The organism is Neorhizobium sp. NPDC001467 (assembly GCF_050275975.1).
Classification (GTDB): domain Bacteria; phylum Pseudomonadota; class Alphaproteobacteria; order Rhizobiales; family Rhizobiaceae; genus Neorhizobium.
Genome location: NZ_JBNNPS010000003.1, coordinates 197,435 through 221,198, shown reverse-complemented (window position 1 = coordinate 221,198; position 23,764 = coordinate 197,435). Strand labels below are relative to the sequence as shown.

21 protein-coding genes are annotated in these 23,764 nt (G+C 61.2%); 2 read left to right on the top strand and 19 right to left on the bottom strand.

Annotated elements, in window-relative coordinates; all coding sequences use genetic code 11:
* Positions 1–8: 8 nt before the first annotated feature.
* The 11 genes from ACQKKX_RS09550 to kdsA form a co-directional block, all read right to left on the bottom strand.
* The gene (locus tag ACQKKX_RS09550; protein WP_427570616.1) at positions 9–254 is read right to left on the bottom strand and encodes a GlsB/YeaQ/YmgE family stress response membrane protein; all 246 of its coding nucleotides are present in this window, start codon (positions 252–254) and stop codon (positions 9–11) included.
* A 75-nt stretch (positions 255–329) separates the two neighbouring features.
* Entirely contained in the window at positions 330–1,775 is a 1,446-nt protein-coding gene (gene lpdA / locus ACQKKX_RS09545) for a dihydrolipoyl dehydrogenase (protein ID WP_427570406.1), read from the bottom strand.
* Positions 1,776–1,842: 67 nt separating this feature from the next.
* Entirely contained in the window at positions 1,843–2,481 is a 639-nt protein-coding gene (locus tag ACQKKX_RS09540; protein ID WP_427570615.1) for an SGNH/GDSL hydrolase family protein, read from the bottom strand.
* A 44-nt stretch (positions 2,482–2,525) separates the two neighbouring features.
* Positions 2,526–2,768 (bottom strand): hypothetical protein, encoded by a 243-nt coding sequence (locus ACQKKX_RS09535; RefSeq protein ID WP_427570405.1) that lies wholly within the window; start codon positions 2,766–2,768, stop codon positions 2,526–2,528.
* A 129-nt stretch (positions 2,769–2,897) separates the two neighbouring features.
* Positions 2,898–4,259, bottom strand: a complete 1,362-nt coding sequence (locus tag ACQKKX_RS09530) for a pyruvate dehydrogenase complex dihydrolipoamide acetyltransferase (protein WP_427570404.1) — start codon at positions 4,257–4,259, stop codon at positions 2,898–2,900.
* A 1-nt stretch (position 4,260) separates the two neighbouring features.
* Positions 4,261–4,554: a hypothetical protein gene (locus ACQKKX_RS09525; RefSeq protein ID WP_427570402.1), complete on the bottom strand. Its 294-nt coding sequence runs from the start codon at positions 4,552–4,554 to the stop codon at positions 4,261–4,263.
* 12 nt (positions 4,555–4,566) lie between these two features.
* The gene (locus ACQKKX_RS09520; RefSeq protein WP_427570401.1) at positions 4,567–6,000 is read right to left on the bottom strand and encodes a pyruvate dehydrogenase complex E1 component subunit beta; all 1,434 of its coding nucleotides are present in this window, start codon (positions 5,998–6,000) and stop codon (positions 4,567–4,569) included.
* Between the two features lie 21 nt (positions 6,001–6,021).
* Positions 6,022–7,080, bottom strand: a complete 1,059-nt coding sequence (pdhA, locus tag ACQKKX_RS09515; RefSeq protein ID WP_427570400.1) for a pyruvate dehydrogenase (acetyl-transferring) E1 component subunit alpha — start codon at positions 7,078–7,080, stop codon at positions 6,022–6,024.
* 185 nt (positions 7,081–7,265) lie between these two features.
* Positions 7,266–7,583: an FtsB family cell division protein gene (locus tag ACQKKX_RS09510; protein ID WP_427570399.1), complete on the bottom strand. Its 318-nt coding sequence runs from the start codon at positions 7,581–7,583 to the stop codon at positions 7,266–7,268.
* A gap of 180 nt (positions 7,584–7,763) precedes the next feature.
* Positions 7,764–9,038: a phosphopyruvate hydratase gene (gene eno / locus ACQKKX_RS09505; RefSeq protein ID WP_427570397.1), complete on the bottom strand. Its 1,275-nt coding sequence runs from the start codon at positions 9,036–9,038 to the stop codon at positions 7,764–7,766.
* Between the two features lie 140 nt (positions 9,039–9,178).
* A complete protein-coding gene (gene kdsA / locus ACQKKX_RS09500) occupies positions 9,179–10,027 on the bottom strand; it encodes a 3-deoxy-8-phosphooctulonate synthase (RefSeq protein WP_427570396.1) in 849 nt (282 codons plus the stop codon).
* Between the two features lie 238 nt (positions 10,028–10,265).
* On the opposite strand from kdsA, the gene lexA reads away from it, so the two are divergent.
* Positions 10,266–10,985: a transcriptional repressor LexA gene (lexA, locus tag ACQKKX_RS09495; RefSeq protein WP_427570394.1), complete on the top strand. Its 720-nt coding sequence runs from the start codon at positions 10,266–10,268 to the stop codon at positions 10,983–10,985.
* Here the strand turns inward: lexA and ACQKKX_RS09490 are convergent.
* A complete protein-coding gene (locus tag ACQKKX_RS09490) occupies positions 10,966–13,767 on the bottom strand; it encodes a ComEC/Rec2 family competence protein (protein WP_427570393.1) in 2,802 nt (933 codons plus the stop codon). The two genes, lexA and ACQKKX_RS09490, sit on opposite strands and share 20 nt — an antisense overlap.
* A 537-nt stretch (positions 13,768–14,304) precedes the next feature.
* Between ACQKKX_RS09490 and gltA the strand changes: the two genes are divergently transcribed.
* Entirely contained in the window at positions 14,305–15,594 is a 1,290-nt protein-coding gene (gene gltA / locus ACQKKX_RS09485; protein ID WP_427570392.1) for a citrate synthase, read from the top strand.
* A 31-nt stretch (positions 15,595–15,625) separates the two neighbouring features.
* Here the strand turns inward: gltA and lpxB are convergent, their stop codons facing one another.
* The 7 genes from lpxB to rseP form a co-directional block, all read right to left on the bottom strand.
* Positions 15,626–16,801, bottom strand: a complete 1,176-nt coding sequence (gene lpxB, locus ACQKKX_RS09480; RefSeq protein WP_427570390.1) for a lipid-A-disaccharide synthase — start codon at positions 16,799–16,801, stop codon at positions 15,626–15,628.
* On the bottom strand, positions 16,801–17,685 hold the full coding sequence (locus ACQKKX_RS09475) for an LpxI family protein (RefSeq protein ID WP_427570389.1): 885 nt from the start codon (positions 17,683–17,685) through the stop codon (positions 16,801–16,803). The genes lpxB and ACQKKX_RS09475 overlap by 1 nt, the downstream gene beginning before the upstream one ends.
* Before the next feature lie 4 nt (positions 17,686–17,689).
* A complete protein-coding gene (gene lpxA / locus ACQKKX_RS09470) occupies positions 17,690–18,505 on the bottom strand; it encodes an acyl-ACP--UDP-N-acetylglucosamine O-acyltransferase (protein WP_427570388.1) in 816 nt (271 codons plus the stop codon).
* The gene (gene fabZ / locus ACQKKX_RS09465; RefSeq protein WP_427570387.1) at positions 18,505–18,966 is read right to left on the bottom strand and encodes a 3-hydroxyacyl-ACP dehydratase FabZ; all 462 of its coding nucleotides are present in this window, start codon (positions 18,964–18,966) and stop codon (positions 18,505–18,507) included. Before fabZ ends, lpxA begins: the two co-directional genes overlap by 1 nt.
* Positions 18,959–20,023, bottom strand: a complete 1,065-nt coding sequence (gene lpxD, locus ACQKKX_RS09460; protein ID WP_427570385.1) for a UDP-3-O-(3-hydroxymyristoyl)glucosamine N-acyltransferase — start codon at positions 20,021–20,023, stop codon at positions 18,959–18,961. Before lpxD ends, fabZ begins: the two co-directional genes overlap by 8 nt.
* A 48-nt stretch (positions 20,024–20,071) precedes the next feature.
* The gene (bamA, locus tag ACQKKX_RS09455) at positions 20,072–22,405 is read right to left on the bottom strand and encodes an outer membrane protein assembly factor BamA (protein ID WP_427570384.1); all 2,334 of its coding nucleotides are present in this window, start codon (positions 22,403–22,405) and stop codon (positions 20,072–20,074) included.
* Between the two features lie 196 nt (positions 22,406–22,601).
* Entirely contained in the window at positions 22,602–23,726 is a 1,125-nt protein-coding gene (rseP, locus tag ACQKKX_RS09450; protein WP_427570383.1) for an RIP metalloprotease RseP, read from the bottom strand.
* Positions 23,727–23,764: the final 38 nt, after the last annotated feature.

Genomic DNA, 23,764 nt, shown 5'->3' with positions numbered 1-23,764 from the left:
GCCGTCCGTCAACGTCTGACGAGTTTGGCGACAAATAGCAAAATGCAGGAGCCGACGAAACCCTGCACGAGATAACCCAGCCATCCCGCAGCAACATGGATGTTGGCGCCCTCGAAGATCGCATTGGCGAGCACCGCACCGACAATACCGATGACGATGTTCATGAAGATGCCGAAGCGCATGTCCATCAGCTTGCCGGCGAGCCAGCCCGCCAGACCACCGATGATGATTGCCGCAAACCAGCCGACGCCCATTCCATTCATTCCTTCAATCCAGCCAACCGTGCTGCCCCGGCCGTCGCCGGGGCAAGCGTTTCCGCACTCCGCAGGTCAGGCGTTCAGCACGCGACCATAGGCGTCGAGCACGCTTTCCTTCATCGATTCCGAAATGGTCGGATGCGGGAAGATGGTGTGCATCAGGTCCTCTTCCGTCGTCTCGAGGTTCATGGCGACGACAAAGCCCTGGATTAGTTCGGTGACTTCGGCGCCGACCATGTGGGCGCCGAGCAGTTCGCCGGTCTTCCTGTCAAAGATCGTCTTGACCATGCCCTGATCTTCGCCGAGCGCCACCGCCTTGCCGTTGGCGGCAAAGGAGAAACGGCCGACGCGGATGTCGCGACCCTGCTCCTTGGCCTTGGCTTCGGTCAGACCGACCGAGGCGACCTGGGGGTTGCAATAGGTGCAGCCCGGGATCTTGCTCTTGTCGGTGGCATGCACGTTCGGCAGGCCGGCAATCTTTTCGACGCAGACAACGGCCTCATGCTCGGCCTTGTGGGCCAGAAGCGGACCACCGGCAACGTCGCCGATCGCGTAGATGCCGGGAACGTTGGTCTTGCCGTAGCCGTCGATCACCACGAAACCGCGCTCGGTCTTCACGCCGGCGGCTTCAAGGCCGATGTTTTCGATGTTGGCCTGAACACCGACAGCCGAAATCATCCGGTCGGCAGTGATCTTCTCGACCGATCCGTCCTTCTTCTCGACGGTCGCAGTGATCGAGTCGGCACCCTTCTCCACCTTGGCGACCTTGGCCTCCAAATGGATCTTGATGCCCTGCTTTTCGAACTGTTTCTTGGCGAAAGCGGAGATTTCCGCATCTTCGACCGGCATGACCTGGCTCATGATCTCGACGACAGTGACCTCGACGCCCATGGTGCGGTAGAAGCTTGCGAACTCAATGCCGATGGCGCCGGAGCCCATGACCAGTAGCGACTTCGGCAGCGCTTCCGGCTTCATCGCTTCGAAATAGGTCCAGATCAGTTTGCCGTCCGGCTCGATGCCCGGCAGGGCGCGGGGACGCGCGCCAGTCGCCACGATGATGTGCTTCGCGGTATAGGTGCCCTCGCCCAGCGTGTTCTTCGGCACCGGCCCCTGCGGCTGCACCACCGGCTTGGTCATCTTGCCGACGACAATCTCGCCCGGCTTGGTGATTTTCGCTTCGCCCCAGATGATGTCGACCTTGTTCTTCTTGAACAGGAAGCCGACGCCATTGTTCATACGTGCGGCAATGCCACGCGAACGGGCGACGATGGCCTTGACGTCCGGCGTGATCGAGCCTTCGAGCGTCAGGCCGTAATCCTTGGCGTGCGTTGCCGTATGCATGACATCGGCGGTGCGCAGAAGCGCCTTGGTCGGGATGCAGCCCCAGTTGGAGCAGATGCCCGCGAGATGTTCGCGTTCGACGACAGCAACCTTCATGCCGAGCTGAGCGGCGCGGATCGCCGCGATGTAACCGCCGGGGCCGGCGCCGATGACGATGAGGTCGTAGGATTGAGCCATTGTTTCCTGCCTTTGTCTTTATCTCGTTGTGGCGGCCGCGTGCAGCGGCCAGCCGCGAATTGCATGTTCAAACGCCCAGCATCATGCGCACGATTGGTTCCAGCCCGCGCCCGATTGCCCGCGTCTCCTGCGCCGTCAGATGCACCCCATCGATCTGGCTGGTCCTGGCGACCGATCCGGCATCGAAAAAGCCGCAGCCGAGATCATCGGCAAGATCCCGGTAAAGCGACCCCAGCATGGCCGACTGTTCGACACCGCCACGGAACATCGCGGAAAACACCGGATCCGCGGTCTCGCAGAGCGGCGGCGGCGATACGATGAGGATATCCGGGGCATCGTAGTCGAACGAGTATTCGTGATGGCGGACAAGACCGACCAGCCGCTGGATGCCGGATCGCGCCGCGTGGGCGGAACCGGCAATCATCGGCTTCATGTCGTTGGTGCCGAGCATGATGATCACGAGATCGAGCGGCATATGCGTATGCAGCACGGTCGGCAGGTTCTTGACGCCATTGCGATCGCAATCGGCCAGATGATCGTCATAGCCAGTGGTGCGGCCGTTCAGGCCTTCGGCAATGACGTCCACACCGTCCCCGAGGGCCGCGCCGAGCACGCTTGGCCAACGGTCCTCGAACGCGTGGCGGCCGGGGCCTTGCGGATCGTAACCCCAGGTCAGGCTGTCGCCAAAGCAGAGAACGGTTTTCATATGGTCCACATGCCAGTCATTCCCTGCCGATCCGTTTCAGAGGGTCAGGCCCCTTTCAACAACTCGCCGACGTTAATTTCCAGCGTGGCGATCCGCTTTTCGAAATCGCCTGCAATAAGCCGCGACATCATGGTGTCAGCCAACAGAGCTTTGCGCACGTTCTGCTGGGCCTCTTCGACTTTATCCAGCTTCCGCTCCACCTGCACAAAACGCTCCTGCATCATCGCAAACTGGCTTTGCATTTCACGCAGCACTGGCATGATCATGTCGATCGGTTCATTTGCCATCGCAAACATGTCCTTTGCCTTCCGCCATGATCGGCACCCATCAAATATGGATAGCCGATCGGCAAATGTCACGCATTGGATGCATCCGCAAATAGCAAGGGCCGCGGCCTTCACCGCGGCCGTGAACCGCTACACCAGCATCGCCATCGGGTTTTCGATGTAGCGCTTGAACGCGGACGCGAGTTCCGCGCCGAGCGCGCCATCGATGACGCGGTGGTCGAAGGCGAAGGTTGCCGTCATCACCGTGCCGACCTTGATCTCACCGTTCTTGACGACCGGCTTTTCGACGCCGGCACCAATCGAGACAATCGAGGCCTGCGGGAGGTTGACGATCGAGGTGAAGTTCGAGACGCCGAACATGCCCAGGTTGGACACCGACGTGGTGCCGCCCTGGTATTCCTCCGGCTTCAGCTTCTTGTCGCGGGCGCGGCGGGCCAGATCCTTCACCTCGTTGGAGATGACGGAAAGCGGCTTTTCCTCGGCCTTGCGGACGATCGGCGTGATCAGGCCATCCGGGATCGACACGGCGACGCCGACATCGGCATGCTTGTGCAGAACACGGGCCGTCGAGGTCCAGGAGGCGTTGGCCATCGGAACGTCGCGCAGGGCCAGCGCCATCGCCTTGATGATGAAATCGTTGACCGACAGCTTGAAGGCCGGAACCTCGCCCTTGTCAGTCTTCTTCATCGGGGCCGACTTGTTGATATCGGCACGCAGCGCCATCAGGGCGTCGAGCAGGCAATCCATCGAGATCGTGTAGGACGGAACCGTCTGCGTCGACTCGGTCAGACGGGCGGCGATGGTCTTGCGCATGCCGTCGTGCGGCAGAAGCTCGTAGGATCCTTCCGCAAACAGCTTGAGCACGCTGTCGTCGGTTGGGCCCTTTGCGGGAGCCGGAGCGGCAGCGGCACCAGACGCTGCGGTCTGGGCGGACGGAGCAGCCTTGGCGGTTCCGCCGGCAGCCGCCTTTTCGATATCCGCCTTCACGACACGGCCATGCGGACCGGTGCCGGTGACGGCGGACAGGTCGAGGCCGGCTTCCTTGGCAAGACGACGAGCGAGCGGAGACGAAAAGACGCGCTTGCCATCGGCAACAGGTGCCGGGGTCGACGGTGCCGGAGCAGCATCGGTGACCGGCTTGTCGGTCGTCTGCGCTTCGGAGGCCGTTTCGGCCTTGGCGGCTTCCGCCTTCGGCGCTTCAGCCTTGGGCGCAGATCCCGCACCAGCCGCGGCTGCGGCGACGTCTTCGCCTTCTTCCGCGATGATGGCGATCAGGGCGTTGACCTTGACGGCTTCGGTGCCGGCCGGGACGACGATCTTGGCAATCACGCCCTCGTCCACGGCCTCGACTTCCATCGTCGCTTTGTCGGTTTCAATCTCGGCGATCACGTCGCCGGACTTGACCGTGTCGCCTTCCTTGACCAGCCACTTGGCGAGGTTGCCCTCTTCCATGGTTGGCGAAAGAGCAGGCATGGTAATGTTGATAGGCATATTAATCCTCCGCCCACAGAAGTTTAAACGGGGCAAGTTCTTCCGGGTGTTGCGTCAGCCGGGCGACCTCTTCGAGAGGCACCTCGATATATCCGGCAACATCCTCGAGCCATCCTTCGACTGCACCGATAACGCCGATTTCTTCGCGCGGAACGCCAACGATGACCTCAGTGTCCTCGGTCTTCACCAGCGCCCAGAATACGACTCTCTCGAAGACCGGAGCGTCTCTGGTTCCGAGCACCCGGAACCAGGAACCGGAAACCGGCAGTATCTGCTTTACAGACGATCTCGGCATCAGCCAGACCCCTTACTTGTAGCAGACGGTCTTCACCGCCTCGACGACTTCACCGACATTCGGCAGAGCCAGCTTTTCGAGGTTGGCCGCGTAAGGCATCGGCACGTCCTTGCCGGCGATCGTCAGAACCGGAGCATCGAGATAGTCGAAGGCCTGCTGCATGACGCGGGTGGCGATTTCGGCGCCGACCGAGTTCTGCGGATAACCTTCCTCGACAGTCACGAGGCGGCCCGTCTTCTTGACGCTTTCGATGACGGTCGGAAGATCCATCGGGCGCAGCGTGCGCAGATCGATCAGTTCGACATCGATGCCTTCCTTCTCGAGCTCGGCGACCGCCTTGGTGGCGTAGGTCATGCCGATACCGAAGGAAACGATGGTGGCGTCCTTGCCCTTGCGGTGAATGCGCGCCTTGCCGATCGGCAGGACAAAATCATCCAGTTTGGGAACTTCGAACGACTGACCGTAAAGGATCTCGTTTTCGAGGAAGACGACCGGGTTCGGATCACGAATGGCGGCCTTCAGCAGGCCCTTAGCGTCCGCTGCCGTATAGGGCATGACGACCTTGAGGCCCGGGATCTGGCTGTACCACGATGCGTAATCCTGGCTGTGCTGGGCACCGACGCGGGCAGCTGCACCATTCGGGCCGCGGAACACGATCGGAGCGCCCATCTGGCCACCGGACATGTAGAGCGTCTTGGCAGCAGAGTTGATGATCTGGTCGATCGCCTGCATGGCGAAGTTGAAGGTCATGAACTCGACGATCGGCTTGAGGCCGGCCATCGCAGCACCGACGCCGACGCCGGCAAAGCCGTGTTCGGTGATCGGGGTGTCGATGACGCGCTTGTCGCCGAATTCCTGCAGCAACCCTTGAGTGATCTTGTAGGCGCCCTGGTATTCGGCGACTTCTTCACCCATGACGAACACGTCGCCATCACGGCGCATTTCTTCGGCCATGGCATCACGCAGTGCTTCGCGCACGGTGGTCATGACCATTTCGGTGCCTTCCGGAATATCCGGATCGGCAGCGGCTTCAAGCTTCGGCTGGGCCGGAACGGTATTCTCGGTCTTGGCGCTTGGCTCTTGCGCTGCTTCGCGTGCCTTGCCACCAGCGTCGTTGCTGGTTGCAGTCGGCGTGTCGGCATCGGCCTTGGGCGCGGCCGGCTTTTCAGCGGCAGCATCGGCGGAGATGGCGTCGGCGCTTTCACCTTCGGCGAGCAGAACGGCAATCTTGGTGTTGACCTTGACGTTTTCGGTGCCGGCCTCGACAAGCAGCTTGCCGATCACGCCTTCATCGACGGCTTCCACTTCCATGGTCGCCTTGTCGGTCTCGATCTCGGCGATGACGTCGCCGGACCTGACGGTATCACCCTCGTTCTTGAGCCATTTGGACAGCGTACCTTCTTCCATGGTCGGAGAAAGCGCGGGCATCAGGATATCAATAGGCATCGGTTCTTTCCTCCCCGCAGCTCAGAGCAGAATGTCGGTATAGAGCTCGGATGCGTCCGGCTCGGGGTCGTTCTGGGCGAAATCGGCCGAATCCGAAACGATGTCGCGGATATCCTTGTCGATCGCCTTCAATTCGTCCTCGCTCGCCCAGCCGTTTTCCAGCACGCGCAGGCGAACCTGTTCGATCGGGTCCTGCTCGGAGCGCATCTTCTGCACTTCTTCCTTGGTGCGATACTTGGCCGGGTCGGACATCGAATGGCCACGGTAACGGTAGGTCAGCATTTCGAGAATGATCGGACCCTTGCCGGAGCGGCAATGGGCAAGCGCTTCTTCACCGGCGGCCTTTACGGCGCGAACGTCCATGCCATCCACCTGGATGCCCGGAATGCCGAAGCCGGAACCGCGCAGCGAATAGTTCGACTGCGCCGTTGCGCGCGCGGTCGAAGTGCCCATGGCGTAGCGATTGTTCTCGACGATATATATGATCGGCAGCTTCCACAGCGCCGCCATGTTGAAGCTCTCGTAGACCTGCCCCTGGTTGGCAGCGCCATCACCGAAATAGGCGACCGAGACCGAGTCATTGCCGCGATAGGCATTGGCGAAGGCAAGACCGGTGCCAAGCGACACCTGGGCGCCGACGATGCCGTGGCCGCCATAGAAATGCTTCTCCTTCGAGAACATGTGCATCGAGCCGCCCTTGCCACGCGAATAACCGCCCTGACGGCCGGTCAACTCAGCCATGACGCCACGGGCGGTCATGCCGCAGGCCAGCATGTGGCCGTGGTCACGATAGGCGGTGATCACTTGATCACCCTCCTTCTGCGCCATCTGCATGCCGACGACGACAGCCTCCTGGCCGATATAGAGGTGGCAGAAACCGCCGATGAAGCCCATGCCGTAAAGCTGGCCGGCCTTTTCCTCGAAGCGGCGGATAAGCAGCATTTCACGGTAGGCGTGAAGCTCGTCGTCCTTGCCGAAGTCCGGCATGTTGCGGCCGGTGAATTCCTTGGAAACGGATTTGTTTGCAGACTTTGCCGCGGATCTGCGGCCGGACGTGGACGCGGTTTTAGCAGGCGCCATCGATCCCTCCCTATGTACTGCGCTTATCGAATGAGGGCTCGCCTAAGCCAGTAGGCGCGCCCCCGTGTCGAGGCGTAACATAGGGGCAAAAGCGCGCCCCAGCAATGCCATATTTGCATGGCTCACATGATTGATAACGCGCTGTAAATACACACTATTTTCGACTTAACTAGAATTCGGTTAAGTCAAGGATTGCCGTGAAAAATGACAATCTCGTCCGCCCGCGAAACGTTAAGCTGGTAACGCGCCGTCTCATCGAGCATGTCGCGCTCCATCGACCCGTCGCTGAGCAGCGCCACCTGACGCTCCAGCGCCTGGCGCTTCTGCGTCAGCTTGGCAAGGTCGTCAGCGCGCAGGACGCGCTGGCGCTCGAATTCTTCCGTGGCAATCAGCCCGAGATCGCCGTGGACCGAATGATAGCCGAAATAGGAGAGAAAAGCGACCGTGATGGCCGGAAGGACAAACCGGCCCAGTTTTCTTGGCTTATGCTGCTTCGTCCACATGCTCGTCTCGACATCCCGTCACGCAATAATCAGACAGACATTCGCAGAACTTGCTTAAGCAATCGTTGACCATGTCTCGCCGGCTTCGCGCTGCGAAAAAGCCCGCGACCTGAGGCGCGGGCTCCGACGGCTGGATGCAGGGACGGTTGGTTGCGGGTGGGCCTCGCGACCCTGGCAATATCAGCCCTTCAGGATGGAGCGGCCGGCATAGATTGCCTGCGGGCCAAGCATTTCCTCGATGCGGATCAGCTGGTTGTACTTCGCCAGACGATCCGAGCGCGACAACGAGCCGGTCTTGATCTGTCCGCAATTGGTGGCGACGGCGAGATCGGCAATGGTCGAATCTTCGGTCTCGCCCGAACGGTGCGACATGACGGCGGTGTAACGCGCCTTATGTGCCGTCTCGACGGCGTCGAGCGTTTCGGTCAGCGAACCGATCTGATTGACCTTGACGAGGATCGAGTTTGCGGTGCCCATCTTGATGCCGTCGCGCAGACGGGCCGAGTTGGTGACGAACAGATCGTCTCCGACCAGTTGCACCTTGTCGCCGATCTTGTCGGTCAGGTACTTCCAGCCAGCCCAATCGTCTTCGGCCATGCCGTCCTCGATCGAGATGATCGGGTAGCGACCGGCGAGTTCCGCCAGGTAATCGGCCATGGCTTCCGGCTCGAGCGTGCGGCCCTCGCCTTCCATCTCGTACTTGCCGTTCTTGAAGAATTCGGTCGAGGCGCAATCCAGGGCAAGGAACACGTCCTCACCCGGCTTGTAGCCGGCCTTTTCGACAGACTTCATGATGAAATCGAGCGCTTCCGGCGCGCTCTTGAGGCCCGGCGCAAAGCCGCCTTCGTCGCCAACATTGGTATTGTGACCCTGAGCGCCGAGTTCCTTCTTCAGGACATGGAAGATTTCCGAGCCGATGCGCACGGCATCCGCCAGCGTTTCCGCACCAACCGGCAGGACCATGAATTCCTGGAAATCGATGGGGTTGTCGGCATGGGCGCCGCCATTGATGATGTTCATCATCGGGACCGGCAGGACGTGGGCGGCTGCACCGCCAATATAGCGGTAAAGCGGCAGGCCGGACGATTCGGCGGCAGCCTTGGCGACGGCAAGCGAGACGCCCAGAATGGCGTTGGCGCCAAGGCGTGACTTGTTCGGCGTGCCGTCGAGCGCGATCATGGTCTTGTCGACATGGATCTGGCTTTCGGCGTCGAAACCGCCAATGGCGTCAAAAATTTCAGTATTGACGGCCTCCACGGCCTTCAGCACGCCCTTGCCGCCGTAACGGCTGCCGCCATCGCGGAGCTCGACGGCTTCGTGCGCGCCGGTAGAAGCGCCCGAGGGGACGGCGGCACGGCCCATCGTACCGTCTTCGAGATAGACGTCGACCTCAACGGTCGCGTTGCCGCGGCTGTCGAGGATTTCGCGGGCAATGATATCGGTAATGGCGGTCAATGGTCTCTCCTCAGGTTGACGTCATGCGGTCACTGAAAATGGCTCACATTCAATGACAGGGCAATTACAGGTCGGCTCTTTTACAGCCCGGATGTGTCGGCTTTGGATGGGGGCAAGGGGTCACATACCGCCCCCGCGCCTTATGCAGCCTTGGCAATGGCATCGAGCGCCAGCAGCTTCTCAAGCAGCTTCGGCATATCCTTCAGATGCACCATATTGGGCCCATCCGACGGTGCATTATCCGGATCCTCATGGGTTTCGATGAAGACGCCGGCAACACCGACCGCCACTGCGGCGCGCGCCAGCGTTTCGACGAATTCGCGCTGCCCCCCGCTCGAACCGCCCTGCCCACCCGGCTGCTGCACGGAATGGGTTGCATCGAACACGACGGGCGAGCCGAGCGACGCCATGATCGGCAGCGAGCGCATGTCGGACACCAGCGTATTGTAACCGAACGAGGCGCCGCGCTCGCACAAAAGGACGTTGCCATTGCCGCTTTCCGTGAACTTGGCCTGTACGTTCTTCATGTCCCACGGTGCCAGGAACTGGCCCTTTTTGACATTGATGGCGCGGCCGGTCTTTGCGGCAGCGACCAGAAGATCGGTCTGACGCGACAGGAAGGCTGGGATCTGCAGAATATCGACCGTCCGGGCAACGACCTCGCATTGCTCTTCGGTGTGAATGTCGGTCAGCACCGGAAACCCGAATTCCGCCTTGAGATCGGCAAAGATTTCCATCGCACTTTCCAGCCCGATGCCACGCTTGCCGGCAATCGAGGTGCGGTTGGCCTTGTCGAACGAGGATTTGTAAACGAGGCCGATGCCGAGCTTTTCGCACAGTTCCGACAGCGTGCCAGCGATCATGAAAGCATGATCCCGGCTTTCCATCTGACAGGGGCCGGCAATGAGCGAGAGCTTCTTGCTATTGGAAAACAGGACCTGCTTGGCCCCCTCGCCGACGGTTACTTCGGCCTTGGCGCTGACAGCCATGTTCACTCCTCAAAAGCACGTCAAATATCCAAGCATGGGATCACGGCTGATGTCGTGGTCGCCTTGTTCGTAACCGCGTCATTAGCAGCAAGCATCGCGCATGTCACGGCAAGATAGATCATCCCGCCCTTTGCGCAGAAAGCTACGGCTTTGCCGCTCCCAATTTTATGCTCTTGCGGAACACACATGGAACATATAGTGTCTGTTCTGGATTTGTTTCCGATTCAAGGACCCGGCCATGCTCACCCGCAAACAGCAGGAACTGCTTCTGTTTATTCACGAACGGATGAAGGAGTCCGGCGTTCCTCCGTCTTTCGACGAAATGAAGGATGCACTGGACCTGGCGTCCAAATCGGGCATTCATCGATTGATCACGGCGCTGGAGGAACGCGGCTTCATCCGGCGTCTGCCGAACCGCGCCCGTGCGCTGGAAGTCATCAAGCTGCCGGAGGCCTATAATAGCGCGCCGCAGCCGCGCAAGCCTTTCGCACCAAGCGTCATCGAAGGCAGTCTCGGCAAGGTGGCACCGGTAAAGCCGGCCACGTCACCGCCGGCCGTCAACGATCGGATGTCGGCAACCACCGTGCCGGTGATGGGGCGCATCGCAGCCGGTGTGCCGATCTCGGCAATCCAGAACACGACGCATGAAATCGCCGTGCCGCCGGAAATGCTCGGTAACGGCGAGCATTATGCTCTGGAAGTGCGCGGCGATTCGATGATCGAGGCCGGCATTCTGGATGGCGACACCGTCATCATCCGCAACGGCAATACCGCAACGCCGGGCGATATCGTCGTGGCGCTGGTCGATGATGAAGAGGCGACGCTCAAGCGGTTCCGCCGCAAGGGCGCATCGATTGCACTCGAAGCTGCCAATCCCGCCTATGAGACGCGTATTTTCCCGCAGGAACGGGTCAAGGTGCAGGGAAAGCTGGTCGGCCTCATTCGCCGCTATCATTGAAATCGGTTGCGCCGACGAGGGACCGCAGCGGTTCCTGCAGGCCCGCGTCATACAGGTTGCGTCGCCAGTCATAATGGCGGTGCCTGTCCCATGATCGGGCCGCACCGGCTTTGGCCGCAGCCACGGACCATCCGCGCGGATCGGCGGATCGGTTGAAACGAATTTCGAGCGCGCCTGTGCGTCTCAGCGCCTCACCATTGATCATCATTGCGCCGGATCGGCAGCGTGGGTAACGGGCACGCGCAGCGATGACGACCTGCGCCACATCGCAGGCCGCTCCGGCAAATCGCGCATCCTCCACTACGGCAATTGTCGGACCATTGGGCGGATGCGCTACGCACCATGAGCGCCCGGCGCAGGTAAAGGCGTTTGCTCCGGTAGCGAGTGCCTTTTGCATCGACTGCCGAGCACGGGTGATTTCTTCCGGTGTCAGTGGCGGCCGACGCGTGGCTGGCGCTTTCGGCGTCGCGCTTACCCCGAACTGATCCTTGACCTCTCCGGTCGCCGTTGGCGTAACTTCCGCCTTGGCCCCCGCGCTGGGCTTTGGCGCCATCACGGACTTGGTGCCGACAATGGGCTTTGACGCGATGTCTGCCTCGGCTCCTGTGCCGACCACGTCCACCGTCACAGGAGCGCCCTCCGTTCCGGTCGCTTCGCGGTTCCCGGCTTCTCCGTCTGTCAAGGTCACGCTAAGTCCCGGTTCGTTCCCTCCTGTCAACATTGCAGTGGATGCAACGGAGACGGCGTTTGTCGTTTTCGTACCGGGCGTCGCCTCCTGTGCGGGCGCCTTTCGCACATCGGTCGGTCGCTGCGGCCTGGGTTCAAAGGCTCGGGATTGTATGGCCACGGCCTTCGAGGCGCCTGGTTCCGAGACATCAAGCAATGTCGGGGGCGTGGCCTGCGGCAAGGAAAGAGCATGTTTCCATTGCGCATAAATGAAGTTCGGTGGGCGCGTGCGGCTAGCTGCCACTTCGCCCGCATTTAGAATGGCGACAAGGCTGGCATCCTCGGAAACAAGGAGGTCGGGCGCCGGCTCCCGCCTGGCCTGCCACGACAGCAACAATGCGGCGGCAACCACCGGAAGCCCGATGACGGACAGGCGGGTGCGCGGCAGGGTGAGCACCAGGAAACCGAGCGTTGCGACCGGAAGGAAGGCCGCGGGTTGGCGGCCGACGGAGACATCGCCACCCCAGCCGGCGACCGTCTTGGCAATGATGATGACACCGTCGAGCCCCGTTCCCATCACCTGCAGGAACGGCCCATCCAGCCCGACCGGCATCAACAGCATTGCGATAAGGCCGAATGGCATGACCACGAAGGAGACGAACGGCATGGCCGCCAGATTGGCGGCCAGCCCATAAGTGGCGACGCGGTGGAAATGGTCGATCGAGAAGATCGCGGTCGACAGGGCGCCGATCAGCGAGGTCACAAAGACGCCGGCAAACAGGCTGCCGACCGCAAATACCGGTTTCAACGCCGCCGGGCGCCAGGGCGGGTCGTCGTCATCGGCGCGCCCTCGGCTCCAGGCGGAATAGCCGGCGACCAGCGCAACGGTTGCCGCAAACGACATCTGGAAGCTGGGGCCCAGGATCTCGGAGGGCGACAGTGCGAGAACGATGAGAGCCGAAAGCGCCACATTGCGCATGCTGATCGCAGGCCTGTCGAAAAAGACGGCGATCAGCATGATTGCCATCATGATATAGGCGCGCTCGGCCGACACGCCGAAGCCGGAGATGAGATAATAGCCGGTCGCCATCACAAGCGCGGCTGCCGCTGCCAGTTTCTTGACGGGGAACGCCTGCGCAAACGCCGGCATGAGGCCGAACAGACTGCGCAGGCCAACGAAGAAGATACCGGCCGCCAGCGCCATGTTCAGACCCGAGATCGCAACGATATGGGCAAGACCCGACAGGCGCAGCGCCTCGGTGGTCTCAGCCGAAATGGCACGCCGCTCGTCGGTGACGATGGCCGCCGCAAAGGCGCCGGCATCTCCCGGCACGGTCTGTCGGATGCGGTCTGCAATCGTGCTGCGCCAAGTGAATACCGTCCGCTCCAGCATTTGCGCCCATGTGGGTTCGACCTTCCCGCCAACAAGCGCCGGGGCACCGTAAAAGAACCCGATCGCCCCGACGCCATCGAAATAGCCGGCGAATGCAAAATCGGCGAGACCGGGCAAAGCGGGCCCCGATGGCGGCGACAGTCGCGCGCGTCCGCTGATGCGGTCGCCGATCCGGAAAACCGGCTCGGGCAGCCGCGACAATACTACCACCCGTTCGGGCTGGCGCCTTAGCGTCGGCGTGGTTGTGGCTTCCACCGCAAGCACGTAACGCCAGCGCCCGTTGACGCTTGCCTCGCGCATTTCCACCACGCCGGTCACCACAGTCGTCACGGGTTGATCCAGAACCACCGTTGCGCGACGCCAATCCTCGAAGGCCGCCAGCGACATGCCGGAAAGCACAAGTGCCGCGGCAGGAGCAACATAGCGCAGCAGCGACGTCTGGCTGCGTAGAGCAAGGCTGATGACGAGACTGCAACAGAAGGCGCCGATGACGATCGCCAACGGCGGCTCCGTCGGCGCGGTCAACCACAGGATGGCGCCCGTGCCGATCAAGACCGGAAGGAGCAGGAAGATGCGCCCATGCGCCTGTTCCTCGACCAACATGGCAAGGACAGCGATCCGCGTGCGCGTACACAATGCCAGAAGGTTCGAAGTCAGCGTGCGCGACGAACGCACGCCACGAGGCGTGTCGAGGGGAGCGTGGATCGAGGCGATGTCTACCACCCGGATAAACACCCGCGCAGGCGCCATCCTCAACCGGTTATGGCCCGCTGCAGGATGCGGCCCCATCCTTGCCCATTGCATTGTGATCGACGCCGGGCCGCCTGCAGACCCGGCCGGGGGCTGAGCTCGAGAATCTTCCAAGCTCGCCGGTTCGGGCGCCGGCCGTGCGACAGGCGCAGGCTGCATCGCATCTTCTGCCATCCCTGCCTCCCCCTCGCGCTCATCCTGCTCATCTGGAGCGGCGTCACTACCTCAGATTGCACCCTGGGCGACTTCCGGTCAACAGGTGTCCCCGTCATCGCGCGTCCGTCGCCGGGAACAAAACACCCCTGCTCGGTTGGGAATAAGACCGCCGCCGAAGGCCTGCTGCACGGGCGGAGCTGACCGATATTTAGTCGCTTTGCCTCAGCGATTTTCGCGTTGCACAAATACCGTCCACAAGCGCTTGGCAGCGGGCGTCGGATCATATAGCTAATCAAGACGCTTCATTCTTGTGGCGCTTCTCCAGCGCCATTTCCGCCTATTTCGGAGGACTTTATGACGGATACGAGCGCAAACATCGTTCTTGGCGATAAGAAAGTAGAGCTGCCGGTCAAGAAGGGCACGATCGGCCCTGACGTTGTCGACATTGGCGCGCTGTACAAGAACACCGGCGCCTTCACCTACGACCCCGGCTTCACCTCCACCGCCTCCTGCGAATCCAAGATCACCTATATCGACGGCGACAACGGCGTCCTTCTGCATCGCGGCTACCCGATCGAGCAGCTCGCCGAGCACGGCGACTTCCTGGAAACTTGCTACCTGCTGCTTTACGGCGATCTGCCGACCGCGGCACAGAAGAAGGATTTCGATCATCGCGTCACGCACCACACCATGGTGCACGAGCAGATGAACAAGTTCTTCAGCGGCTTCCGTCGCGATGCCCACCCGATGGCCGTCATGGTCGGCACGGTCGGGGCGCTGTCGGCCTTCTATCACGACTCGACCGACATTACGGATCCGCATCAGCGCATGGTTGCGTCGCTGCGCATGATCGCCAAGATGCCGACGATCGCCGCCATGGCCTACAAGTACCATATCGGCCAGCCATTCGTTTATCCGCAGAACGATCTCGACTATGCGTCGAACTTCCTGCGCATGTGCTTTGCCGTGCCGTGCGAAGAGTACAAGGTGAACCCGGTTCTGGCCCGCGCCATGGACCGCATCTTCATTCTCCATGCCGACCACGAGCAGAACGCCTCGACCTCGACGGTCCGTCTTGCCGGCTCTTCCGGTGCAAACCCGTTCGCCTGCATTGCAGCCGGCATTGCATGCCTGTGGGGCCCGGCTCATGGCGGCGCCAATGAAGCGGCGCTCAACATGCTGCAGGAAATCGGCACCGTCGACAAGATCCCGGAATATATCGCCCGCGCCAAGGACAAGAACGACCCGTTCCGCCTGATGGGCTTCGGTCACCGCGTCTACAAGAACTACGATCCGCGCGCGAAGATCATGCAGAAGACGACGCATGAGGTTCTGGCCGAGCTCGGTCACAAGGACGATCCGCTCCTGCAGGTCGCCATGGAACTGGAAAAGATCGCCCTTACGGACGAGTATTTCATCGAGAAGAAGCTCTACCCGAACATCGACTTCTATTCCGGCATCACCCTGAAGGCGATGGGCTTCCCCACCACGATGTTCACCGTGCTCTTCGCGCTTGCCCGTACCGTCGGCTGGATCGCGCAATGGGCCGAAATGATCGAAGATCCGCAGCAGCGTATCGGTCGCCCGCGCCAGCTCTATACCGGCGAAGCGCAGCGCGATTACGTTCCGGTTTCCAAGCGTTAGGCTTAAAATACCGAGACAAAGAAAAACCCGGTCAATGGCCGGGTTTTTTATTGGACAGAAGATCGAGTACGATGGCGGCAGCCGCCTCTCCCGGCGGCACGGGCACGGCAAGGTTTTTCCAGGTCAGTTCATAACCTTCGAGCATGGCACGACGCGGGCCGCTGTCGATGGAAAGCTGCTCGGCCCATCGGCAGAGCGCGCCTGCCCGGATCATCCTGTTGAAATATTCCGGCACAACGACGCGGTCGGCTATCAGGTTGGGCAAAGCGCCGGACCAGATCTTGATGCGCTCCGACATCATCGTGATCAGCCAATCCGCCTTATAGGTCGAGACGACCGGAACCGTTGCGAGAGCCAGTTCGAGAATGACGGTGCCGGATGCGGCGATTGCCGCATCGGCTCCGGCGAATGCCGCCCACTTACCCGCCTGATCGACGAGGATGTCAGGTTTGATCTCCATATCCGCCACAATCTCGCGCACGAGCGCCTCGCGCCGCTTTACCGTCGGGAGAAGGAAGCGCGTCGGGCCGTTGCGGCGGACGAATTCCCGCATGACCTCGCCGAAAATCGGAAGCAGGGCCTTGATCTCGGCGCCACGCGATCCCGGCAACAGCAGGATCGTCCTGTGATCATCGGCATTTTTCGGCGGCTTTGCCGCACGCAATTCCCGTACCCGCAAAATATCAGCATCCGCTGTCAGGCGATGGCCGACAAAATCGGTGCGCGGGCCGCCCAGCCGCTGCATCGCCGCCGGTTCAAACGGCAGGACGGCAAGCACCCGGTCGACATAAGGCAACATTGCCTTGGCGCGATATTCTTTCCAGGCCCAGACGCTGGGGCAGACATAATCGACGATCGGAAGGTCCGGCAGAGCCGCCCTCACCTTCTTCGCCACCCGATGGGTAAAATCCGGACTATCGATGATGATCAGAACATCCGGCTTTGCCGCGACAATGGCATCGGCCGTCTGTCCGATGCGGCGGATCAGATTCGGCAGGCGCGCGAGGACCTGCGTGATACCCATGATCGACAGTTCCGAGAAGTCGAACAGCGAATGCAGGCCCTGTGCCTCCAGCGCATCGCCGCCGACCCCCACCAGTTCGACGGGACGATCCGACAAGGTCTTTAGCGCGGCGATCAGATCACCGCCCAGAAGATCGCCGGACACTTCGCCCGCAACTACGGCCACCCTGAGCGCGCGTTCCATCAACGCAGCCCCCCATCCGTCAGGCCGGCGTCGATGCCGCAGACAAAAATACCCTCGGCATTGGCCAGCGCGATCATCTCCTCGCGGTCAAGCACGAGCGCCCGGCCAGCCTCGACAGCAATGCCGGCAAGTCCCGCCGCAATGGCATTGCGCACGGTCGAGGGACCGATTGTCGGAAGGTCGGCGCGGATATCCTGCTGTGGCTTGCAAAGTTTGACAAGCACGCCCTTGCGACGCGCCGACACGCGACCGGCGGCTCGCAACGCCGCGACGCGCTGCAACATGGCATCCGTACCCTCGACACCTTCAAGGGCAACGATACGCCCGCCGACGCTGACGGAACCCTGACCGACATCCAGTTGACCGAGCAGCCTTGCCGCATCGCCGGCCTTTGCGATGTCGCGGCGATCGTCCTGCGAAGGCGAAGCCGCCCCGAGGGGACCGACCGTCGCCAACAGGTTCGGTGCAATCTGATGCACGCCCATGACCGTGCAACCCATCGCCTCAAAAAGCCGGATGACCATCTGCAGCACTGCATCGTCGCCGCCAGCCAGAAGCGTGCGCACCACCGAAGGCATCTTGCGCAATGTACGCCAGGTCGGGCGAATGTCGCGCCATTCCGGGCGTCGTGCCACCCCGCCGGACATGACGACACGGCCGATGCCGCGCGCGCGGACCGCTTTTTCGATTGTTGCGAGGTCACCCACACTGGCGATGATGCATTCGAAGCCGGAGAAATCGCGGTCGGCTTCGTTCTTCAGCGCCACGACCAACGGGTCCTCACCGGCATGCCGAGCGGCCTCAGCAACATATAACGGCAAAAGGCCGCTTCCGGCGATGATCGCCAAGCGGCCTTTCGAACGATCTGCCGGGTGGCCGGCCAAGGGATCAGGCCTTGCCACGATGCGGCGAGGAAATTGCCCGGTCGCTGTCGGCATCGATGAAGTCGAGGATTTCCGTGACTTCCGGGCAATCGGCATATTCTTCACGCAGGGCTGCCGCATTGGTGCGGATATTGCCTTCGCCTTCGAAAATATCCTTGAAGGCGCGGCGTACCCGGTGGATGACCGCTCGCTCAATACCGGCGCGGGTCATGCCAACGACGTTGAGACCGCCGAGAATTCCAGGGTTACCGTTCAGCATGCCATAGGGAATGACGTCGTAGTTGACCGCCGAGAGGCCACCGACAAAGGCCTGGCGGCCGATTCGGGCGAACTGGTGTACGGCCGATCCGCCGCCGAGTATCGCACGGTCGCCGACCTTCACATGCCCGGCCAGCATCACATTGTTCGACATGATGATGTCATTGCCGAGGATGCAGTCGTGAGCCACGTGGGAATTGGCGAGAAACAGGCAGCGATCGCCAACGACCGTCGTGCCGCCGCCATCCACCGTGCCGGTGTTCATCGTCACGCCTTCGCGCATGGTGCAGTTCTCGCCGATGAACAGCGTGGTTTCCTCGCCCGCATGATGTACACTCTGAGGATCACCGCCAATCACCGCCATCGGAAAGATGCGCGTGCCGGCGCCGATTTCCGTGCGCCCGGTAACCACGGCGTGGGACAGGAGTTCCACACCATTCTTGAGCACCACTTTGGGGCCGACCCGACAGAATGGGCCGATCGACACGTTCTCGCCAATGATCGCACCGTCTTCGACGACTGCCATCGGATGAATGCGTGCGCTTGCTGCTACTGTGCTCATTACTCGCCCTTGCGGCGGATCATCGCGCCGATATCCGCTTCGGCAACGACGACCCCATCAACTTTCGCATCGCAGTGGAATTTCCAGATATTGCCGCGCTGCTTCTGCTTGGCTACGTGGAATTCCACCCGGTCACCCGGCACGACCGGCTTGCGGAACCGCGCATTGTCGATGGTCATGAAGTAGACCAGATTGCCGCCCTCGCCTTCCTTCAGCGCGCAGATGGCGCCGGCGGTCTGCGCCATGCCTTCCACCAGAAGAACGCCCGGCATGATCGGCTGTTCCGGAAAATGTCCGGTGAAATGCGGCTCGTTGGCCGTCACGTTCTTGATGCCGATTGCGGAATTGTCGCCGTCGATGTCGATAATCTTGTCGACCAGCAGGAAAGGATAGCGATGCGGCAGCAGCTTCATGATCTGCTGAATGTCGACCGCACCCAGGGTCGAAATCCCCTCAGCCATTCCGTTCTCCTCTTTTCTTAGCGCGCTCGTCGGAGCGCATCATGATTTCGGCAATATCTCTTAGAAAATCCTGCATCGGCCGGGCCGGAATACCGCCATATTTCGCTTTCGGCGGAATGTCGCCCACCACGCCGCTCATGGCCGCGATCTGGACGCCATCCCCGATCGTGATATGGCCGTTTATACCCGATGCCCCGCCTATCATCACCCCATCACCAATGGTGGTGGAGCCGGCAATACCGGTTCCCGAGGCAAGCCCGCAGTGGCGACCGATGCGCACGTTATGGGCGATCTGCACCAGATTGTCGATCTTGGTGCCTTCGCCGATCACGGTATCGTCCATGGCGCCGCGATCGATCGTGGTATTGGCGCCGATCTCGACATTGTCCTGAATGATGACGCGGCCGACCTGAACGATCTTCGCGAAACCGCGCGGACCCGGCGCGTAGCCGAACCCGTCCTGACCGATCCGCGCACCGTTGTGGATGATGACGCCATTGCCGATCATAGACGCGACGATGGAGGAACCGGCGGCAATGGTACAGTCGCGCCCGATCGTGACGTTCGCACCGATAACCGTCCCTGCCCCGATCCGCGTTCCCGAGCCGATTTCGGCGCCGGCGCCGATCACGGCCATCGGCTCGACCTGGACATCCTTTTCGAGACGCGCAGTCGGATCGACATAGGCTGCCGGCGAAATGCCGACAGGCTCGGAGGTGATGGCGCAGGGTCGCAGACCTTCGGGATGCAAAAGAGCGCCGGCAGCCGCGAAGGCGGCATGCGGCGTGCGCGTCAGAAGCACGGGAATATGGTCGGGAATGGCCGAACGCAGACCGGCATCGCACAGGATGGCCGACGCCTCGCAAGTATCCAGTTCCGCCCTGTTCTTGCGCGACAGGATATAGCAGATGTCGCCAGCCTTGGCTCGCGAGACCGGCGAGACGGAGCGGACCAGCCGCTCGCCTGCCGTTTCGTCAAGGAGTTCCGCCCCAAGGTGGCGGGCAAGCTCTTTCAAGCTCACCCCCTCATGGGGCGGAAAGAATCGATTATCGTCCATCAGCAAAAGCTCCAGAACATTCTCGGTGGTCGTTCTGGATCGAACGGATCAGAACTGGTTCGCCATGCTGAAGCGGAAGTTCTGCGTTTCGTCGTAGTCTTCCTTGGCAACCGGCACGGCGTAATCGACGCGCAGTGCACCGAAGGGCGAAGCCCAGGTCACGCCTGCACCGACCGAAGCGCGGATCGAGTCGTCGTCACGCAGCGTACCGCCGGTGATCGCAACCTTGTTGCCGTAAAGCACGCCCGCATCGGCAAAGGCATTCAGACGCAGACCGAAGTCTTCCGGCAGTCCCGGAGCCGGGATGCTGACTTCTGCCGAAGCGTTGAAATAGGTCGTGCCACCGATCGCATCGCGGTCGACGCGCGGACCGATACCGTTGTTCTCGAAACCACGGACCTGCTTGCCGCCGAAGGTGAACTGGTCGAAGATGTTGAGGTTGTCACCAGTTGCGATGACATGCCCCGCACCGACAGCCACCTGGCCGATGATATCGGCTTCGTCGGACAGAAGGGTGAAGTAACGGGCACGACCGTAGATCTTGTAGAACTCCGAGTCGCCGCCAAGGCCGGCATATTCATGCGTTGCGGTCGCATAGATACCTTCGCGCGGAAGGGTCATGCTGTCGACCGTGTTATAGGTCAGGGTCTGCGAGATCGACGACTGGACGTAATCGCCATGATTGATCATGTCGATGAACGGCTGCGCGAGGTTGCCGTTTTCGTCGAAATTACCGTTACCGTCGTAACCGATTTCCTTGTAGGTGTAACGAAACGTCGTTGCCAGATCTTCAGTGATCGGCGCAGTGACGCGCAGCGTAAAGCCCTGCTCTTCGTAATCGTAGTAGTCTTCGTTCGAAGACTGGCTGCGGAACACGTCGAAACCGGCCGCGAGGCGATAACCGAGGAAATAAGGCTCGGTGAAGGACAGCGAGTAGGTGCGAGCGTCATCGAGACCGCCACCGACGGCGACGCGGATGTACTGGCCGCGACCAAGGAAGTTCTTCTCCTCGATGGAAGCTTCAAGAACCGCGCTGTCGCTGCTCGGCGAATAGCCGACGCCGATACCGAACGAACCGGTGGACTGATCCTCGACCTCAACGACAATGATGACGCGGTCGGCAGACGTGCCCTGCGTGGTCGAGATATTGACCTTGCCGAAATAGCCCAGGGCTTCGAGACGACGCTTGGCGCGCGTGATCATGGTCTGGTTGAAGGCGTCGCCTTCGCTGATGTCGAACTCGCGACGGATGACGTAGTCACGCGTGCGGGTGTTGCCGCGGATCTCGATACGCTCGACATAGGCGCGCTCGCCCTGGTCGACCAGGTAGGAAACGCCGATCGTGTTGTTCTGGAAATTGCGGTCGCCGCGCGGCGTCACACGGGCGAACGGATAGCCCGCTGCCGCAACGCGCTCGGAAATTGCCTCCATGGACTTCTGAATGTCCTTGGCGCTGTAGGTATCGCCGGCCTGGGTCACGACCAGACCCTGCAGGTCCTCGGCATTGATGCCTTCGACGGTCGATTCGACGCGAACGTCACCGAATGTGTAGCGCTGGCCTTCTTCGACGGTGAAGTTCACCGTGTAGGCGTTCTTGGATTCATCCAGGACCGCATCCGAAGACACCACGCGGAAATCGGCGTAACCATGGTTGTAGTAGAACTGACGGAGCGCCTCTTCGTCGGCACGACGCTTGTCGTCGTTATAGACGTCCTTGCGGGTCAGGAACGACAGCGGGCCGGATTCCTTCGTGGCGATGACATCGCGCAGACGGCGGTTGCCGTAAGCCTGATTGCCGACGAAATTGATGGAGTCGATCTTGGTGCGGTCGCCTTCGTTGATCTGGAAGGCGATATTGACGCGACCCTGACCAACCGGAACGACCTGCGTGGTGATCTCGACATCGCTGCGGCCATTGGCGGAATAGGCCTGCTTGAGGCGCTCGATATCGGAAGACAGCAGAGCGTCGCTGTACGGACCAAGCGGCTGCGTCTGCACGATGCCGGCCAGCTTGTCGTCCTTGATCTTGCGGTTGCCGTTGAAAACGACCTGGTTGACCAGCTGGTTTTCATTGACGGAGACAACCAGCGAACGACCAGAAACGCTGATGCGGACGTCGGAAAAATAACCTGTGGAATAGAGCCGCTTCACCGATTCGTCGATGTCGGCTTCCGAGAAGCTGACGCCCGGGCGGATGGTGATATTGGAACGAACGGCCTCTTCCCCGGCGCGCTGGGCGCCACGGACTTCCACCCGCTGGATGGTGGCGGCTTGAGCAACCGGCGCGGAAGCAAGTACAACGACACCCGCACCCGATGCGACAACACTAGCAGACAGCGCAAACGCCGACACTGCGTTCAAAAACTTTGAACCAGCTTTCATATTCACTTCATACCTTTTTCCGTTGTCCCTCGGCGGGCGGCACCCGACTCCGGCCACGTGTGTCGTTTTACCTTCTTTTGTCCTACAAGCAAGGCATCGCGTTAATTTCTATTTACTTCCTTCGCAGCCGTGGCGCATTCGCCACGCGCTTGTGCAAACAGGGTAAATAAACGGTTTCTGTACCGTTTCGAAACACTTAACCGATCCACCTGCCGATGGTGTCATTCCATGTGGCGAACACCATCAGCGTGAGAATCAGCGCGAAGCCGAACCTGAAGACCATCTCCTGAACCCGCGCATTCAAGGGACGCCCTCTGAGGCCCTCAAGCGCGTAAAGCAGCAAATGGCCACCGTCAAGCACCGGAACCGGAAGCAGGTTCATCAAGCCAAGCGAAACCGAAATGACCGCGGCAAAGTTCAGGACGGCGACAAAACCGAGGGTTGCCATCTGCCCCGTCGTCTCCGCAATCCGGATCGGGCCCCCGATCTGATCGGCGCTCATGCGGCCGGCAAAGATATTGCCAATATAGCGGCCAGTGCCGGTGATGATGTTGCCGGTTTCCCTGAACCCCTCGATGACGGCGGCGCCCGGCGAAAACTGCTGGACCCGGAAATTGCCGCGCTGCTCGTTGGTCACGATGCCGATCAGTCCCAGTTCGACCTTGTTGCCAAACTGGTCGGTGATTTCCTCGCGCTTGGGCACCATCGGCAGATCAAGCTGGGCGCCGTCACGTTCTACCGAGACGATGATCGGCACGAGCGGACGAATGCTGACGTAGCGGCGAACCTCATCGAAGGTCGACACCGCGTGACCATCCAGCGCCACCAGCCTGTCGCCGACCTGGACGCCTGCCACCTGGGCGGCACTGTCCGGGCGCACTTCGGCCACAACCGGATCGGCAACGACCTTGCCGTAGACCGAGAAGAGGACGGCGAAGATGGCGATGGCAAGGATGAAGTTGGCGATCGGACCAGCAGCAACGGTTGCAGCTCTTTTCCACAGCTTTGCGCCGGCCAGCGTCTGTTCGCGCTCCGATTGGCTCATGCCGGCGAGCGAATCGGTGCCCGGCTGGCTGGCCGCATCCTCGTCTCCGTAAAACTTGACATAGCCGCCGAGCGGAATGGCAGACAGTTTCCAGCGAGTGCCGTGGCCGTCAGTGTAGCCGATCAGCTCCGGACCGAAACCGACTGAAAACGCCAGCACGCGAATGCCGCTCCAGCGCCCTACGAGGTAATGTCCCATCTCATGCACGAAGACGAGAACGGACAGAACTAGAATAAACGGGATGATATACCCAGTAAGCACGCCGAAAATTGCCATGACGCCATCCATTCCTGCTTGCGGGCACCCGACGGACG

Bases quoted from the DNA above. Each gene is read 5' to 3' on its own strand.
- ACQKKX_RS09550 (WP_427570616.1), bottom strand. From the start codon at position 254: ATGGGCGTCGGCTGGTTTGCGGCAATCATCATCGGTGGTCTGGCGGGC.
- lpdA (WP_427570406.1), bottom strand. From the start codon at position 1,775: ATGGCTCAATCCTACGACCTCATCGTCATCGGCGCCGGCCCCGGCGGT.
- ACQKKX_RS09540 (WP_427570615.1), bottom strand. From the start codon at position 2,481: ATGAAAACCGTTCTCTGCTTTGGCGACAGCCTGACCTGGGGTTACGAT.
- ACQKKX_RS09535 (WP_427570405.1), bottom strand. From the start codon at position 2,768: ATGGCAAATGAACCGATCGACATGATCATGCCAGTGCTGCGTGAAATG.
- ACQKKX_RS09530 (WP_427570404.1), bottom strand. From the start codon at position 4,259: ATGCCTATCAACATTACCATGCCTGCTCTTTCGCCAACCATGGAAGAG.
- ACQKKX_RS09525 (WP_427570402.1), bottom strand. From the start codon at position 4,554: ATGCCGAGATCGTCTGTAAAGCAGATACTGCCGGTTTCCGGTTCCTGG.
- ACQKKX_RS09520 (WP_427570401.1), bottom strand. From the start codon at position 6,000: ATGCCTATTGATATCCTGATGCCCGCGCTTTCTCCGACCATGGAAGAA.
- pdhA (WP_427570400.1), bottom strand. From the start codon at position 7,080: ATGGCGCCTGCTAAAACCGCGTCCACGTCCGGCCGCAGATCCGCGGCA.
- ACQKKX_RS09510 (WP_427570399.1), bottom strand. From the start codon at position 7,583: ATGTGGACGAAGCAGCATAAGCCAAGAAAACTGGGCCGGTTTGTCCTT.
- kdsA (WP_427570396.1), bottom strand. From the start codon at position 10,027: ATGGCTGTCAGCGCCAAGGCCGAAGTAACCGTCGGCGAGGGGGCCAAG.
- lexA (WP_427570394.1), top strand. From the start codon at position 10,266: ATGCTCACCCGCAAACAGCAGGAACTGCTTCTGTTTATTCACGAACGG.
- gltA (WP_427570392.1), top strand. From the start codon at position 14,305: ATGACGGATACGAGCGCAAACATCGTTCTTGGCGATAAGAAAGTAGAG.
- lpxB (WP_427570390.1), bottom strand. From the start codon at position 16,801: ATGGAACGCGCGCTCAGGGTGGCCGTAGTTGCGGGCGAAGTGTCCGGC.
- lpxA (WP_427570388.1), bottom strand. From the start codon at position 18,505: ATGAGCACAGTAGCAGCAAGCGCACGCATTCATCCGATGGCAGTCGTC.
- fabZ (WP_427570387.1), bottom strand. From the start codon at position 18,966: ATGGCTGAGGGGATTTCGACCCTGGGTGCGGTCGACATTCAGCAGATC.
- lpxD (WP_427570385.1), bottom strand. From the start codon at position 20,023: ATGGACGATAATCGATTCTTTCCGCCCCATGAGGGGGTGAGCTTGAAA.
- bamA (WP_427570384.1), bottom strand. From the start codon at position 22,405: ATGAAAGCTGGTTCAAAGTTTTTGAACGCAGTGTCGGCGTTTGCGCTG.
- rseP (WP_427570383.1), bottom strand. From the start codon at position 23,726: ATGGCAATTTTCGGCGTGCTTACTGGGTATATCATCCCGTTTATTCTA.